Annotated in this window: 11 protein-coding genes; all 11 read left to right on the forward strand. The window is 41.0% G+C overall.

The features are described from left to right. The first annotated feature begins 47 nt into the window (after positions 1–47). The 11 genes from VIHSUH07_RS03350 to uvrC all read left to right on the forward strand — a co-directional run bounded on the left by VIHSUH07_RS03350 (position 48) and on the right by uvrC (position 16,340). Positions 48–278 carry an acyl carrier protein gene (locus VIHSUH07_RS03350; protein WP_005376767.1) on the forward strand — a complete coding sequence of 77 codons (231 nt, stop codon included), beginning with the start codon at positions 48–50 and terminating at the stop codon, positions 276–278. Between the two features lie 78 nt (positions 279–356). Then, on the forward strand, positions 357–1,313 hold the full coding sequence (locus VIHSUH07_RS03355; RefSeq protein ID WP_005376890.1) for an NAD(P)H-dependent flavin oxidoreductase: 957 nt from the start codon (positions 357–359) through the stop codon (positions 1,311–1,313). Positions 1,314–1,348: 35 nt separating this feature from the next. Further along, positions 1,349–2,593 carry a beta-ketoacyl-ACP synthase II gene (gene fabF, locus VIHSUH07_RS03360; RefSeq protein WP_005380883.1) on the forward strand — a complete coding sequence of 415 codons (1,245 nt, stop codon included), beginning with the start codon at positions 1,349–1,351 and terminating at the stop codon, positions 2,591–2,593. Then, entirely contained in the window at positions 2,593–3,336 is a 744-nt protein-coding gene (gene rnc, locus VIHSUH07_RS03365) for a ribonuclease III (protein WP_005376738.1), read from the forward strand. The genes fabF and rnc overlap by 1 nt, the downstream gene beginning before the upstream one ends. 106 nt (positions 3,337–3,442) lie before the next feature. Further along, positions 3,443–4,486, forward strand: coding sequence for an elongator complex protein 3 (locus VIHSUH07_RS03370; RefSeq protein WP_105083902.1), 1,044 nt, complete (start codon positions 3,443–3,445; stop codon positions 4,484–4,486). Positions 4,487–4,531: 45 nt separating this feature from the next. Then, entirely contained in the window at positions 4,532–8,086 is a 3,555-nt protein-coding gene (gene smc, locus VIHSUH07_RS03375; RefSeq protein ID WP_105083903.1) for a chromosome segregation protein SMC, read from the forward strand. Then, positions 8,086–9,021, forward strand: a complete 936-nt coding sequence (gene ftsY / locus VIHSUH07_RS03380; protein ID WP_005384208.1) for a signal recognition particle-docking protein FtsY — start codon at positions 8,086–8,088, stop codon at positions 9,019–9,021. The genes smc and ftsY overlap by 1 nt, the downstream gene beginning before the upstream one ends. Beyond that, positions 9,011–9,394, forward strand: a complete 384-nt coding sequence (locus VIHSUH07_RS03385) for a hypothetical protein (protein ID WP_005380954.1) — start codon at positions 9,011–9,013, stop codon at positions 9,392–9,394. Before ftsY ends, VIHSUH07_RS03385 begins: the two co-directional genes overlap by 11 nt. Beyond that, complete coding sequence (gene uvrB / locus VIHSUH07_RS03390; RefSeq protein WP_105083904.1) at positions 9,394–11,574, forward strand: excinuclease ABC subunit UvrB; 2,181 nt, start codon at positions 9,394–9,396, stop codon at positions 11,572–11,574. Before VIHSUH07_RS03385 ends, uvrB begins: the two co-directional genes overlap by 1 nt. Next, complete coding sequence (gene uvrA, locus VIHSUH07_RS03395; protein ID WP_105083905.1) at positions 11,571–14,423, forward strand: excinuclease ABC subunit UvrA; 2,853 nt, start codon at positions 11,571–11,573, stop codon at positions 14,421–14,423. Before uvrB ends, uvrA begins: the two co-directional genes overlap by 4 nt. A gap of 78 nt (positions 14,424–14,501) precedes the next feature. Continuing rightward, complete coding sequence (gene uvrC / locus VIHSUH07_RS03400; protein ID WP_105083906.1) at positions 14,502–16,340, forward strand: excinuclease ABC subunit UvrC; 1,839 nt, start codon at positions 14,502–14,504, stop codon at positions 16,338–16,340. The last annotated feature ends 9 nt before the right edge of the window (positions 16,341–16,349 follow it).

The raw sequence follows: 16,349 nt of genomic DNA on the forward strand, positions 1-16,349 counted from the left end.
AAAATTAGACTATATATAAATCTCATTTGAAAGGAGGTGAACCACTAATGAGCACTTTCGATAAAGTTAAAGCAATCGTTGTGGAACAATTAGGCGTTGATGAAGCTGAAGTTACCATTGATTCTACATTCATCGACGACTTAGGCGCTGACTCCTTGGATATCGTTGAATTGATCATGGCATTTGAAGAAGAATTCAATGTTGAAATCCCTGACGACGTTGCAGAAAAAATCAAAACCGTTAAGGATACAGTAGAATATATTGATTCTGCTAAATAAGCTGTATAGCTGACAATTCAGCCGTGCGGGGGGCCGAGTGGCTCCCCTAATCGGTATTGTTTACAGGAGGAATTGATAGTGAAGCTCCCTGAACTTCGCATTGGGAATCTAGTGGCCAAAGTACCTATTATTCAAGGTGGTATGGCGATTAGATTGTCTACAGCTCGGTTGGCAGCAGCCGTTGCAAATGAAGGTGGTATTGGCCTTATTGCAGCATCTGGATTGCCTTTTGATGAATTAAGATATGAAATACAATTAGCTAGAAAATTATCACCTACGGGTATTATTGGTATAAATGCGATGGTAGCAGCAACGCAATTTGCGGGCCTTGTAAAAACTGCCATCGAAGAGGGCATTGATCTTGTAGTGGCAGGTGCCGGTTTTTCAAGAGATATGTTCGCAATGGGTAAAGAGTCTGGTACTCCAATCGTACCTATTGTTTCTTCTGCAAAATTAGCGCGCATTTCTGAAGGTTTAGGTGCCGCTGCAGTTATCGTAGAAGGTAGCGAAGCTGGTGGTCACTTGGGAACGGATCGTTCTGCTCGTGAAATCGTACCAGAAGTTGTAGCAGCCGTTAAAAATATTCCAGTTATTGCAGCTGGTGGTGTTTTAGATGGTAAAGATATCGTGGATATGTTTAAATTGGGTGCTAATGGTGTTCAAATGGGCAGTCGCTTTGCTGCTTCTGATGAATGTAATGCATCTGATGAATTGAAAAAAATGTATGTGCGTGCAACAAATCCTGAGGATATTGTATTGATTCAAAGTCCAGTAGGTTTACCAGGCCAAGCTATTAAAAATAAATTTGCTGAATCTGTTCTTGATGGCACTGTAGCGCCACCAACAGTATGTGACAATTGTTTAAAACATTGTTCCCATAAATTCTGTATTATCCGTGCTTTATCTAGAGCGCAACAAGGTGATGTGGAAACGGGGTTAGTATTCTCTGGCAATAATATGCGAAAAGTCGATAAGATTATGCCAGTTAAAGATATTTTTGCACAGTTAAAACAACAAGTAGCAGAAATCGATTAATTAAAGGGGCTATATAGCTATAAGAGGTGGAATAATTGGAAAAACGTGTAGTAATTACTGGCTTAGGAGCGATTACTCCGGTAGGTATCGGTAAAGAGAATTTCTACAATGCGTTGTTAGAGGGTAAGTCTGGTATTGGCCCAATTACACGCTTTGATGCATCTGACTATGCAACACGCATTGCAGGTGAAGTAAAAGATTTTGATATTACTCAATATGGCGTAGATAAAAAAGAAGCTCGCCGTATGGACCGTTCCGTTGAATTTGCAATTGGTGCAGCTGTTTTGGCAGCTGATGATGCAAAATTAGCACTTGATGAAGAAGATTTGGACCGTTGTGGTACAGTAGTTGGTACTGGTATTGGCGGTATTGATTCTATCCATGATGTGTATACAACATTATTTGAAAAAGGTCCTGGTCGTGTTAGCCCATTTGCAGTTCCTATGATGATTGCAAATATGTCTTCTGCACGTGTATCCATTCGCCTAGGCTTGAAAGGTCCTGTTATTACAGACGTGACAGCTTGTACTTCTGGTACTAATGCAATTGGTGATGCATTCCGCATTATTCAACGTGGTGATGCAGACATCATGTTTGCAGGTGGTACTGAAGCTGCTGTTTCCCCTGCTGCTGTAGCCGGCTTCGCAGCTATGAAAGCTATGTCTACACGCAATGATGAGCCTACAAAAGCATCTCGTCCATTTGATAAGGACCGTGACGGTTTCGTAATGGGTGAAGGTGCAGGTATCGTTGTACTTGAAGAATTAGAACACGCTAAAGCTCGTGGTGCTCATATCTACGCAGAAGTAGTAGGCTATGGCACTAATGGCGATGCTTATCATATTACAGCTCCAGCTCCTGGTGGTGTACAAGCTCGTAAATGTATGGAATTAGCAATTAAAGATGCAGGTATTGACCCTAAAGAAATTAACTACATCAATGCTCACGGTACATCTACAGGCTTGAATGATAAAAACGAAACATTGGCTATTAAAGAATTGTTCGGTGATCATGCAAAAGATATCGCTGTTAACTCTACAAAATCTATGACCGGTCACTTGTTGGGCGCTGCTGGTGCGATTGAAACTATTGTAATGGCAATGGCAATCGAAACAGGTAAGGTTCATCCAACAATTAACTGTGATAATCCAGATGAAGGTTTAGACCTTGATTATGTACGTGAAGGTGCTCGTGATTTACATGTTACAGCAGCTCTTTCCAACTCCTTTGGCTTTGGTGGTCATAACGGTACACTTTGTGTTCGCCGTTATGAAGACTAATGGGGCGTCACGTATCGCATAAGAATACTATAATGACACAAGCTCGTGAAGATTCTCTTCATGAGCTTGTTAGTCGTTTACATATACCGAATATTGATATCTCGATTTTAGATTGTGCTTTTACTCATACATCTTATGCGAATGAACATAAATCTAAGCATATTCATCATAACCAACGCTTAGAGTTTCTTGGTGATGCTGTATTGGATTTAATTATTGGTGAATATTTATTTACAACATATCCCGATATGTCTGAAGGTAATTTGACTAAGATTAAGGCGGCTACAGTTTGTGAAGATTCATTAGCTACCGTTAGTCGTACATTGCATTTAGGTGATTATTTATTACTGGGCCATGGGGAAAAGTCCTCTGGTGGTAGTGATAGAAAATCCATATTAGCTGATACATTTGAATCATTGATTGGTGCGTTATATATAACGACTGACTATAAAACAGTAATGGACTTTGTTCTTCATCAGTTAGCTCCTAATCTTAAACAAGCATTAGAAGGTAAGCGTGGTAAAGATTATAAGACATTGTTACAAGAATTTGTACAACGTGATGGTGATAAACATATAGTATATAGTCTTATCAGTGAGTCTGGTCCTGATCATGCTAAGACTTTTATGATGGAGGTATCCATCGATGGGATTACCTATGAGGCAGGTACTGGTAAAAGTAAAAAAATAGCAGAACAACATGCAGCACAATTGACATTAGAACGGTTAATGGCTGCTATATAATAAGCGCCGCAAGGCGCTTTTTATATAGGAACTATTAATATGAGAACATTAAAATCGAAATGTATGTAATTAGAATCGTAAATAGGAATAGGGAGGAGGTATATTCATGAAATATGGTATGATTCCATTTTTTATCCCTCATATGGGCTGTCCTCATGTGTGTACATTTTGTAATCAGTCTCGTATTACAGAAATATCAGGCATAGGGTATTTGACTCCAGCATATATTACATCGACTATTAGAGATTATGTAGGCGAGTCTAGAGCGGATAAATATTGGGAGGTTTGTTTTTATGGAGGCTCCTTTTCCGCTATTGATCAAGAATTACAAAAACAATTACTAGCACCTGCTAATGAAGCGCTACAAGCGGGTATTATAGATGGTATTCGTTGTTCTACAAGGCCTGATGCCGTAAGTGATGGACAATTAGAATTACTGCGTTCATTTGGTATGAAGACCATAGAACTAGGCGTACAATCTATGGATGATACCGTACTATCCTTAGCTAAACGCGGTCATACCTCTGATGATGTAAAATTGGCTGTTAAACAATTACGAAAGTTTGGATTTACCGTAGGACTACAACTATTGCCGGGGCTTTTAGGCGATTCATGGGAAACGATAATACAAACAGCTGTTGAAATAACTGCATTGCAGCCTGATTTTGTACGTATTTATCCCGTTCTCGTCATAGATCATACGGAATTGGCGGAACAATACAAGTCAGGTATATATGAGCCATTATCATTGGAATTAGCATTACAGTATTGTGCGGTTTTAAAGACTTGGTTTGAATCGCATCATATTACTGTTATTCGGACTGGATTGCAAAGCACTGAAGAACTCGATACAGGTACTAGTCTTTTGGCAGGTCCTTATGAGCCTGCCATGGGAGAACTAGTGACTAATGAGCAGTGGAAGCAGCGCATAGCATATTGTATCGATGAGCATACAGAATATTTTAGAAATCCAATTCGTACTATTACGATATCCTATCCACGATGTCTTACGTCTAAGGTAAGGGGATTAAAAAAACGCAATGTTACATATTTCGAACGAGCATATGAAGATATAACTTTCACATGGCGAGAAAATAATGATATTGATACAGTACAATGCAGTATAGATGGCATGGTATATGTGGTATAATTAAAGATATGATTTAATGGGATTATACTAAGAAAGGAGGCAGTCATGCAATTACTGCGGCTAGAATTAAAAGGATTTAAATCCTTTGCTGATAAAACAGTTGTAAAATTCTCCCCAGGGATGACTGCCGTTATTGGTCCTAACGGGAGTGGTAAAAGTAATATTACGGATGCTATGAAATGGGTTCTAGGGGAATCCAATGTGCGTAATTTACGGGGCCAACGTGCAGAGGATATCATTTTCTCTGGCACAGAAAAACGAAAACCGATGAGTGCCGCCGAGGTTACCCTTGTATTTGATAATGCAGATGGTCAACTCGATGTGGACATGCAAGAGGTAGCCATTACACGTCGTATCTATCGGACCGGTGAAAGTGAGTTCCTCATCAATAAACGGACCTGCCGTCTAAAGGATATTCACTTGTTATTAGCTGATACAGGCCTTGGCAAAGATTCGATGGCTATCATTGGGCAAAATCGTATCGATGCTATTCTTAATAGTAAACCAGAAGAACGTCGCCTTATATTTGAGGACGTTGCAGGCATTTCTCGTTTTAAAATTAATAAAGAGGATGCATTGCGTCGTATTGCGAGCACTGACCGGAATATGGAACGCGTTCGCGATATTATGGCGACCATCGAGGAACAATTAGGACCTCTGGCAGAAAAAGCGGAAACGACGAAAAAATATATGGCATTAAGCCGTAGTAAACGCGAATATGATGGTGTTATCGGCTTTCACAATTACAAGACGGCTGATAGATTATTAACTCGTGCAGAAAATGACAATATTGCATTGAAGGATGAGGAAATTGAATTACAAACGCAATTATCTACTCTCGATGCACGACGTCATACATTACAAGCTGAAAATGCAAAGGATCAAGAACAATTAAAATCTTGGGAAGCACAGTTTAGCGAAAAACAACGGGAAGAAGAACGCATCAATGGTACTGTCACACTACTAGAAGAACAGTTGCGTACAACTAAGCGCGAAGTAGAAGATACTTCTCTGCGTATTAGCGAAGCAGAAGCGTCTAAAAAGGGTGAAGAGCAGCAATTGCTCATTTTAGATCGCCTTATTGAGGATGAAACGGCTCAATTAGAATCTGAACGCACTCAATTCGTAGTTTTAGAGGAAAATTATAATAAGGCCATTGTTCAATTAGAGGCGGAACAATCATCATGGAAGTCCTTAGAAAGCGACAGACAAGCCTATCAACAGCGTCAATTAGATTTAGTTGCTAGTATTGAAACAGCGAAGGCTACATTGCGAAATTTAGAATCTCGTAAATCTGAGTCCGCTGTTCAAGTAGAAACATTAGAAGCGGAAATTAAAGAGGTTCAATCCAATTTATTGGCAGCGAAATCTGAACATGAATCCTTAGAAACTCAATTTAATGAGTTATCTAATAAACGGAAGTCCTTAGTTGATGAAGAACGGTCTGCATCAGAACGATTGCGAGAAGCTCGAAAAGCATTAAATCGCATGAGTAGCGATGTGCAAAAGGCACAGGGGCGATTAGAATTATTAGCACAATGGGCAGAACAACATGAAGGTTACTTAGAAGGAACTAAAAACATCCTTAACGGTAAGGGCCCATGGCGTAAAGCGATTAAAGGGGCGGTAGGTGATTTATTTACCGTAGATAACCGATTTACTGTTGCTATCGAAATCGCATTAGGTGGTAGTGTTAACCATGTCGTGACAACGACAGCTAAAGCCGCATCAGAAGGCGTTCAATTCCTTAAATCAATTCAAGGGGGTCGCGTTACCTTCTTGCCTATGGATTCTGTGAAAGGGCGACCTTATGATACTCCTGCATTGTCGGAAGATGGTGTCATTGGGACAGCTGTCGACTGTATTGAATTCGATGCTGCCTATAATCATATATTCCAATATTTGTTGGGCCGTACATTAGTTGTAGAAACAATGGAACGGGCTATTGCGTTACAAAAGAAATATAATCAGCAGTTACGCATCGTTACACTGACGGGTGAACAATTCCAACCAGGTGGTTCCTTAACTGGTGGTGCAACGAAGAAAAAACGCAGTTCCTTGTTAAGTCGTCGTGAAGAAGCAGCTCGTTTAGAGGCCGAATTAGCTTCTGTAGAAGAGCGTACGGCCAAGCTTGAACAACAAATCAAGGATGAAGAAAATCATATTGAACGAGCGCAACGTGAGCGAAGTGTGTTGGATGAACAATATCAACACACCAATCTTTTATTCTCGGCCAGTCAAACGAAGATTCAGAACATTGAAAATCAATTAGAACGTAAAAAGCGTGTGCTTCATGATGAACAGGAACGTATCGTTCAAATTGACGTGGACATGGGACAAACAAAACATGTGCTTTCACAATCTGAATCGGAATTGTCAGCGTTACATAATTCACCTGAACAACAAGGTGATCAATCGGCAATTATGGAACGATTAAGTACGCTGCAAAAAGCACAGCAAGAGGCATATGAAGCTTTTACAGCCTCTAGATTGTTTTGTGAACGTTTAGAAAGCACTATAGAAGAACGTAAGGTACAACAAGAGCAACGAAAGCAAAATTTGGAAACCATAGCATCTCGCTTAGAACCTCTCATGGAGTTATTACACTCTAGTGAAGAGCGTTTGAATGTTGTGATTCCTGAACAAATTCGAGTTGCTAATGAGTCTCTTGAAGCGATTCGTGGAGAGGTTGAAAAATTTCGCGCTTTACGTGATGAAGCGTATCAATCGACTGCTGGTGCACGGGAGGAGATTGACTCAATTTTAGCTGAACAAGACAGACTCAACCAGCGGTATAAGGTGGTTCAAAATCGTCTAGTTGAAGCAGAAGGTAAATTGACGCGTTATCGTATGGATTGTGATCGTGCTGTAGAGGAGTTGAATGAATTAGGCTATTCATTGGAAGATGCACAGCATATAAATATTACAGGCTCTGTGAATGATTGGAAAATGGAACAAGCTCGTTTAATGGCGGAAATCGCAGAACTTGGATCTGTAAACCCTAATGCTGTAGAAGAGTATGAAGAGACGAAAACTCGGTATGATTTCTTATCGAATCAATTATCAGATCTCGATACGGCAAAAGAGCAATTACAGGCAGTTATCGCTGAAATGGATAAGGCCATGAGCACGCAACTCTATGATGTATTAGAGGTGGTAGGTAAGCAGTTCCAACATGTATTCAGTCAATTATTTGGTGGTGGTACGGCTCAAATCGTACTTACCGACCCAGAAAATATCTTGACTGGTGGTATTGATTTCTACATCCAACCACCAGGGAAAAAGCGTCAGCAATTGACGTTACTATCTGGTGGAGAACGAGCACTCACAGTTATTGCCTTATTGTTCTCGTTCCTTGACTATCGTCCGGCTCCATTCTGTGTGCTTGACGAAGTTGATGCTGCTTTGGATGAAGCAAATGTAGAGCGATTTAGTTCTTATTTGAATCGGGTAAATAAGGAAACACAGTTTATCGTCGTATCACATCGTAAGAAAACGATGGAAGCTGCCGAAGTATTACAAGGGGTTACCATGGTGGAACGCGGTGTATCTCGATTGTTAACGGTTTCATTTGAAGATGTGAAGGAGGATCTAGCATAATGGCATTTGGATTCTTTAATAAAATTAAAGAGGGCTTAGAAAAAACTCGTAAGTCCTTTGTAAAAAATGTAGAAACAGTGATCATTGGTTATGCAGAAATCGATGATGATTTTCTTGATGATTTAGAAGCAGTCATGCTCACTAGCGATTTAGGTCCTAAGACTACAGAGTATTTGATGAAGGAAATCCGCCGTGGTGTTACAGAAGGTGTTATTAACAATACTGGTGATGTAATGCCATTCATGGAAGACCGCATCACAGAAATGTTAGTTGACCAAGAGGATGAAATCACACTTCACCACCCAGAGGTTATTCTCGTCGTTGGTGTTAATGGTGTGGGTAAGACTACAACTATTGCTAAATTGGCAAACTACTATACTAAGGAAGGTAAAAAGGTTATCATCGCTGCTGGAGATACATTCCGTGCGGCGGCGGCGGACCAATTATCCATCTGGGCTGACCGCGTAGGCGTACCTATCGTAAAACATAAGGAAGGTGCGGACCCTGCTGCCGTTGTATATGATGCGATGGAAGCCGCAAAGGCACGTAATGCAGACATGGTAATTGTCGATACGGCTGGTCGTCTTCATACAAAAGTAAATCTTATGGAAGAACTTAAAAAAATGGGCCGCGTAGCGAATAATCATGTAGAGGGTGCTCCGCATCAAACATTGCTCGTTCTCGATGGCACTACAGGTCAAAATGCGGTAAGCCAAGCCAAATTATTTGGTCAAGCCGTACCTGTTAATGGTATTGTAGTTACTAAATTAGATGGTACTGCGAAAGGTGGCGTAGTTATTTCTATTAAAGAAGAACTAGGCGTACCTGTACGTTGGATTGGCGTTGGTGAAGGCATGGACGATTTACGTCCATTTAATGCAAAAGAATTTGCCAATGCACTATTTAATAAAGGAATGATTCAAGGTGACAAATAAATATAACCGGGAATTCTTACTTGAATATGTAGAATCTGAAAATAAAAAAAATGAATGTAATGTAAGCCTAGAAAATATGGAAAAAATCGTTAGCTTAATCGAGTATTTCGGTATTGAATTATATCGTCCTATTACGAGATTACTACTTTCAAACTGGGAAGAAATTACAGATCGTATTAATAACTATACTGAATCAGATTGGATGATGGCCGATGAAATTCAAAAGACCACGCCTACATTAGATCGCTTCTCCATTGCTATGCTCATCGAAGTGTTAGAAGGTGAGGATACATTGAACCAAGCTGAAAATGCAGGTCGTCGTTTGTCAGAGGAAGAACTTAAGGCTATCCGTAAACATCAGGATGAACAGTAATGAAACATAATAGCTATAACTATGAAGGGGGCCAACCATTTAAAGTGGAGGCGCCCTTTACGCCTACTGGGGACCAACCTACAGCCATTCAATCTCTTACAGACGGGATTGAGCGTGGCGAATGGGCTCAAGTCCTATTAGGTGCGACTGGTACAGGAAAAACCTTTACCATGGCAAAGGTCATCGAGGCAGTTCAGAAACCGACCTTGATTATCGCCCATAATAAAACATTGGCTGCTCAACTTTGCAGTGAGTTTAAAAGTTTCTTCCCTAATAATGCGGTAGAATACTTTGTATCTTACTACGATTTTTATCAACCAGAAGCGTATATCCCTTCTAGCGATACGTACATCGAGAAGGATGCATCTATTAATGATGAAATCGATAAATTGCGCCATAGTGCTACTATGAGTTTATTTGAGCGCCGAGACGTTATCATCGTTGCTTCTGTTAGCTGTATTTATGGCTTAGGTGATCCGGAGGACTATTCTGATCTCGTATTGTCCTTGCGATTAGGTCAGACGAAATCTCGTGATGAAATTCTGTCTAAACTCGTAGATATCCAATATACGCGTAATGATATGAATTTTATTCGCGGTACATTCCGCGTACAAGGGGACACCATAGAAATTTTCCCTGCTGCCTATAGTGAAAGAGCCATTCGGGTGGAACTATTCGGCGATGAAATCGACCGTCTTGTTGAGGTGGATGCATTAACGGGAGAAATCATTGCAGAGCGCAAACATGTTGCGGTCTATCCTGCATCTCACTATGTTACAACAAAAGAAAAAATGAAAATTGCGGTAGAGCGCATTGAGGCAGAACTTGATGAGCAGTTGGCAAAACTGAAAGCAGAAGATCGTCTGCTCGAGGCGCAGCGTCTTGAACAGCGCACCCGTTATGATATAGAAATGATGCAAGAAATGGGCTACTGTTCAGGCATCGAAAACTATTCCCGCCATATGTCGGAGCGTAAAGCAGGGGAAGCACCATATACATTGATAGACTACTTCCCTGATGATTTCCTCATCATGGTAGATGAATCGCATGTAACGATTCCTCAGGTTCGCGCCATGTACAATGGGGATAGAGCGCGTAAAGAATCTCTTATCGAATATGGCTTCCGTTTGCCGTCAGCTCTCGACAATCGACCATTGAAATTTGATGAGTTTGTAGAACGAATCAATCAAATCGTGTATGTATCAGCAACGCCAGGACCGTATGAAATGGAAGTAGAAACGAATGTAGCAGAGCAAATCATTCGTCCTACAGGGCTACTTGATCCATCCATTGAAATTCGTCCTATTAAGGGGCAAATGGATGATTTACTCGGTGAGATTCATAAGCGCGCCGCTAAGAATGAACGGGTTCTCGTTACGACATTGACGAAGAAGATGGCTGAAGATTTAACGGAATTCTTGAAGGAAATGGGTGTTCGTGTTCGTTACCTTCACTCGGATATCGTTACCATCGAGCGGGCTGAAATCATTCGTGATTTGCGGGCCGGTGTATTCGATGTATTAGTCGGTATCAACTTGCTCCGCGAAGGCCTCGATATGCCAGAGGTATCCTTGGTGGCGATTTTAGATGCCGATAAGGAAGGTTTCTTACGCTCTGATACAGCTATGATTCAAACTATCGGTCGTGCAGCGCGTAATGTGAATGGTCATGTTATTATGTATGCTGACCGTGTAACAGGTTCTATGCAACGCGCTATGGACGAAACAGATCGTCGTCGTGCAGTACAAGAGGCATATAATATTGAACATCATATTACGCCAAAATCTGTATCTAAAGATGTGAAAGAGCTTATTGAGCTCACTAAAATTGAAGAAGATATGGTCACCGATGGCAAAGGGCTTTCACCAAAGAAGGGGAAAAAGAAGTCCTCTGCAGCTGGTATGGACCATGGCCACGAACTATATGCTCAAGATGCAGATGCTACTAAGGTAGCAGAGATTACGGCAGAAGAACTATATAACAAGATTGAAGAGTTTGACCGTCAAATGAAGGCGGCTGCTAAACAGTTGGAATTTGAAAAGGCTGCCAAATTACGTGACCAATTGGGCGAACTTCGTCAACAATGGTCCGATATGCATAGTGTCGGTGACAGTAAGTTAAAAAAACCACGAAAAAATTCTAAGAAACAATCACCAAAAAGTAAAAAGGTACATATATGAAAGATCAATTGATTGTAAAAGGTGCACGTCAGCATAACCTTAAAAATATAGATATTTCACTACCGCGAGACAAGTTCATTGTCTTAACTGGTTTAAGTGGATCCGGTAAATCGTCTCTTGCTTTCGATACGATTTACGCAGAAGGCCAACGACGGTATGTAGAATCTTTGTCGGCCTATGCTCGCCAATTTTTGGGTCAAATGGATAAGCCTGATGTAGATTATATTGAAGGTTTATCACCGGCCATTTCTATCGACCAAAAGACTACAAGTCGAAATCCTCGTTCTACAGTTGGTACGGTGACGGAGATTTACGACTATTTACGTCTATTATTTGCCCGTGTTGGACATGCTCATTGTCCAGAGTGTGGTAAACCTATTACACAACAAACGATTCAACAAATGACGGATGATGTGATGAGTTTTCCTGAAGGGACAAAGATTTTAATCTTAGCACCTATGATTCAAGGGAAAAAAGGGGAACATAAATCTGTCTTTGAACAACTGCGAAAAGAGGGTTTTGTTCGCGCTCGCGTTGATGGTGTAGTACGTACGATGGATGAGGATATTGTATTAGAGAAAAATAAAAAACATTCCATCGATATTGTTGTAGACCGACTTGTTGTCAAAGAAGGCATTGAATCCCGGTTAGCAGACTCTATGGAGACCGCATCAAAATGGGCAGAAGGTATCGTTATTGTTCAAGAGGTCGATGGCCCAGAGCATATGTATAGTCAAAACTTTGCATGCCCAGATTGTCATATTTCACTGCCAAAAATTGAGCCCCGTATGTTCTCCTTTAATAGTCCCTTTGGAGCATGCCCCGCTTGTTTGGGTATTGGCTCTACTATGGAGGTTGATGAGGAGCGCGTCATTCCAGATGGCTCTATTAGCTTTGCCGATGGTTGTGTACAGGCGTTAAGTTCTAATCCTAATGCATGGTTTATGCGACAGTTGGAAGGCTTGTTGAAAGCGAATGGTTACTCTTTAGAGTCTACCTATGATGAATTACCAAAAGCATTGCAGAAAAAGGTCATGTACGGTACTACGGACAAGGTGGCTTTTACCTATGAAAATATGCGTGGCGAAGAAAAGGAATTTTTCACCGAATACGAAGGTATTTTGCCGATGGTAAAGCGTCGTCATAGCGAAGCATCTACCGATTCTATGCGCGAAGAATTTGAAAAATTCATGTCCATTAAACCATGTACTACATGCCATGGCGCCCGTTTAAAACCCGAGGTATTAGCGATTACCGTTGGGGATAAGAATATTAATGAAGTAACCCAGTTGACGATTAAAGAAGCGCTAGATTTCTTTAGTCATTTGCAGTTAACTGACAGAGAACAAGTGATTGGTGCACAGATTCTAAAAGAAATTAATGCTCGACTAGGCTTCCTCAATAATGTAGGCCTTGATTACCTTACTATGAATCGGAGTGCAGGCACACTATCTGGTGGTGAAGCACAGCGTATTCGGTTAGCAACGCAAATTGGTTCTGGTCTTGTTGGTGTGTTGTATATTCTTGACGAGCCATCCATCGGTCTACACCAACGAGATAATGATCGACTTATCGATACCTTAAAAGGGTTGCGTGACCTTGGTAATACACTGCTCGTTGTAGAACATGATGAGGATACGATGCGCGCTGCAGATTATCTTGTAGACATTGGACCAGGTGCGGGCGAGCATGGTGGTCAAGTCATTGCAGCAGGGACTGTAGATGAGGTTATGCAGGTGAAAGACTCCATTACCGGTCAATATTTGAGCGGCCGCAAGTTTATAGCTCTTCCTGACGAACGTCGTAAGCCAGGTAAAAACTGCATCGAAATTCGAGGTGCTAAAGAAAATAATCTACAAAATATTAATGTGAAATTCCCAATTGGACTATTTACAGTTGTTACAGGTGTCAGCGGTTCTGGTAAGTCTACTTTGATAAATGAAATCTTATATAAAGGGCTGGCAAATCAGCTATATCGTTCGTATCATAAGGTGGGGGCTCACAAAGAGATTCGAGGCCTAGAGCATATCGATAAAATCATCAATATTGATCAAAGCCCTATCGGTCGCACACCTCGTTCTAATCCTGCTACGTATACAGGCGTATTCGATGCGATTCGTGAATTATATAGTCAAACGCCAGAGGCTAAGATGCGTGGGTATAAGCAAGGGCGTTTTAGTTTCAATGTAAAAGGTGGCCGCTGCGAAGCTTGTCGTGGGGATGGTATCATCAAAATTGAAATGCATTTCTTACCAGATGTGTACGTGCCTTGTGAGGTCTGCAAAGGGGCTCGCTACAACCGGGAAACACTGGAGGTTAAATATAAGGGCAAATCTATTGCCGATGTGTTAGATATGACCGTAGATGATGCAGTAGAATTCTTTAGTGCTATCCCTAAAATTTACAAGAAAATGGTAACATTGCAAGAGGTTGGTCTTGGCTATATTCGTTTAGGCCAAGCGGCAACCACATTATCTGGTGGTGAAGCACAACGGGTTAAATTGGCCACAGAATTAGCACGTCGCAGTACAGGTAAAACATTATATATCCTTGATGAACCTACAACAGGCCTTCATGCAGAAGATATTAGAAAGCTTTTAGATGTATTGCAGAAACTGGTAGATGGTGGCGATACAGTTATCGTAATTGAGCATAATCTCGATGTTATTAAAACAGCGGATTATATTATTGACCTTGGTCCTGAAGGTGGTAACCGCGGTGGTACCATCGTGGCTACCGGTACACCGGAACAGATTGCAAAGGTGAAAGAAAGTTATACAGGAAAATTCTTAGGTCCTGTATTAAAACAGACTAATACATTTATGAATGCTGCAAAGAAAAAGAAATAATTTGCACTGCCTTGCATGGTTGCGACAATGAAGTATTAATTATAATGGTATGGAGAATTGACGAAGAAAGGAGGATATATGCCGTCTGAAGAGTTATTAGAAAAGGTTAGCCATTTACCGACCACACCAGGGGTTTATTTATGGCGTGATCAATATAACCGCATCATCTATGTGGGTAAAGCGATTAATTTACGCAATCGCGTGCGATCCTATGTGCGTAATGATGCGAATCGGGCGCCTAAGGTAACGGCGATGATGAAGCGTGCCATTGATGTAGAGATTATTCAAACAAAGACGGAAATGGAAGCTCTCATATTAGAAAATACACTTATCAAAGAACATAAGCCGAAATACAATATTTCCCTTAAGGACGATAAAACGTATCCTTATGTTAAAATCTCTGTTCAAGAAGACTATCCTCGCGTATATATGACACGTCGCCTTGAACGGGATGGAGCTAAATATTTTGGGCCCTTTACCGATGTAACAGCCGTTCATGTAGTCCTCAAGTTGATTCGTCAGTATTTTCCATTGCGTACCTGTAAATCGATGAAGGTAGAACGCCCTTGTTTGCAATATCATATGCACTATTGTGAAGCGCCATGCTTTCATAAGATATCTGTACCGGATTACCGCAAATATATCGATGAAATTATAGCGCTCTTTGAGGGAAAACCAATCCCATTGCTTAAAGAAATTAAGGAAAAGATGGAAGAAGCTGCGGAAGAGCTTCGATTTGAAGATGCAGCACGTTATCGAGACCAATTGACGAGCATTGAGAAAATTCAAGAAAAACAGCGGATGGTAACGCAACGTGGTGATCTAGATGTACTGGGGATAGCTGTAGATGGTCAGTTGGCATGTGTACAACTACTCTTTATTCGAGGTGGCCGTCTATTAGGACGAGAAAATTACTTCGTGCAAAATGAAGGTGACTCGGAAGAAACCATTATGACTGATTTTATTAAGCAGTACTATGGGGATACTACCTTTATTCCTAAAGAGCTATTATTGCCTATGGAAAGTTCTGAGCAACATCTATTTAAGGATTGGTTCAGTGACATGAAGGGCCAACAGGTCGATGTCCTTGTGCCTCAACGTGGTTATAAGATGGACATGATTAAAATGGCTCATGAAAATGCTGAAACATTCCTTGAAGAACGTCGCCGCCAATGGCAATACCAAATCGATAAGAGTGGCGGTGCCGTTAAGAAATTGGCGGAGGTCCTCGACTTGCCAAGATTGCCAGAGCGTATGGAGTGTTTCGATATTTCCCATACACAAGGCTCTGAAACCGTAGCCTCCATGGTTGTATTTGAAGGCGGCAAGCCAGCTAAGAAGGAATATAGACGCTTTAAATTAAAGACCACACAGGGAAAGCCAGATGACTTTAAATCGATGGCAGAAATCATGGAACGCCGCTATGGTAATGAAACGGATTGGCCTATGCCAGACCTCATTATTATCGATGGTGGTAAGGGGCAGCTCAATGCATCTATACCGCTCATACGCGCCGTAGGTGTTACAGATGTGCCAGTCATATCCTTGGCAAAACGGATAGAAGAGGTCTTTGTAGAGGGGCAATCGGATAGCATCATTTTGAGTCATCATTCACCAGAGTTGCAATTATTGCAACAAATTCGTGATGAAGCCCATCGATTTGCTATTACCTATCATCGTAAATTGCGGGGCAAACGTAATTTAGAATCTGTACTCGACCACATTGATGGCATTGGTCCTAAACGACGTAAGGCTTTATGGGCTCATTTCAATAGTTTAGAAGCCATGAAAGAAGCCAGTATAGATGAATTGGCTAAGGTGGATTCTATGAACTATAAGACGGCGGAAACGTTATACAATTTTTTCCGTATGTCGAAGGTTGAAAAACAAGATGTATTACAAGGCAATAAAATGTAATACAAAAAT

The organism is Veillonella sp. T34266-5, from assembly GCF_002959815.1.
GTDB lineage: Bacteria > Bacillota > Negativicutes > Veillonellales > Veillonellaceae > Veillonella > Veillonella atypica.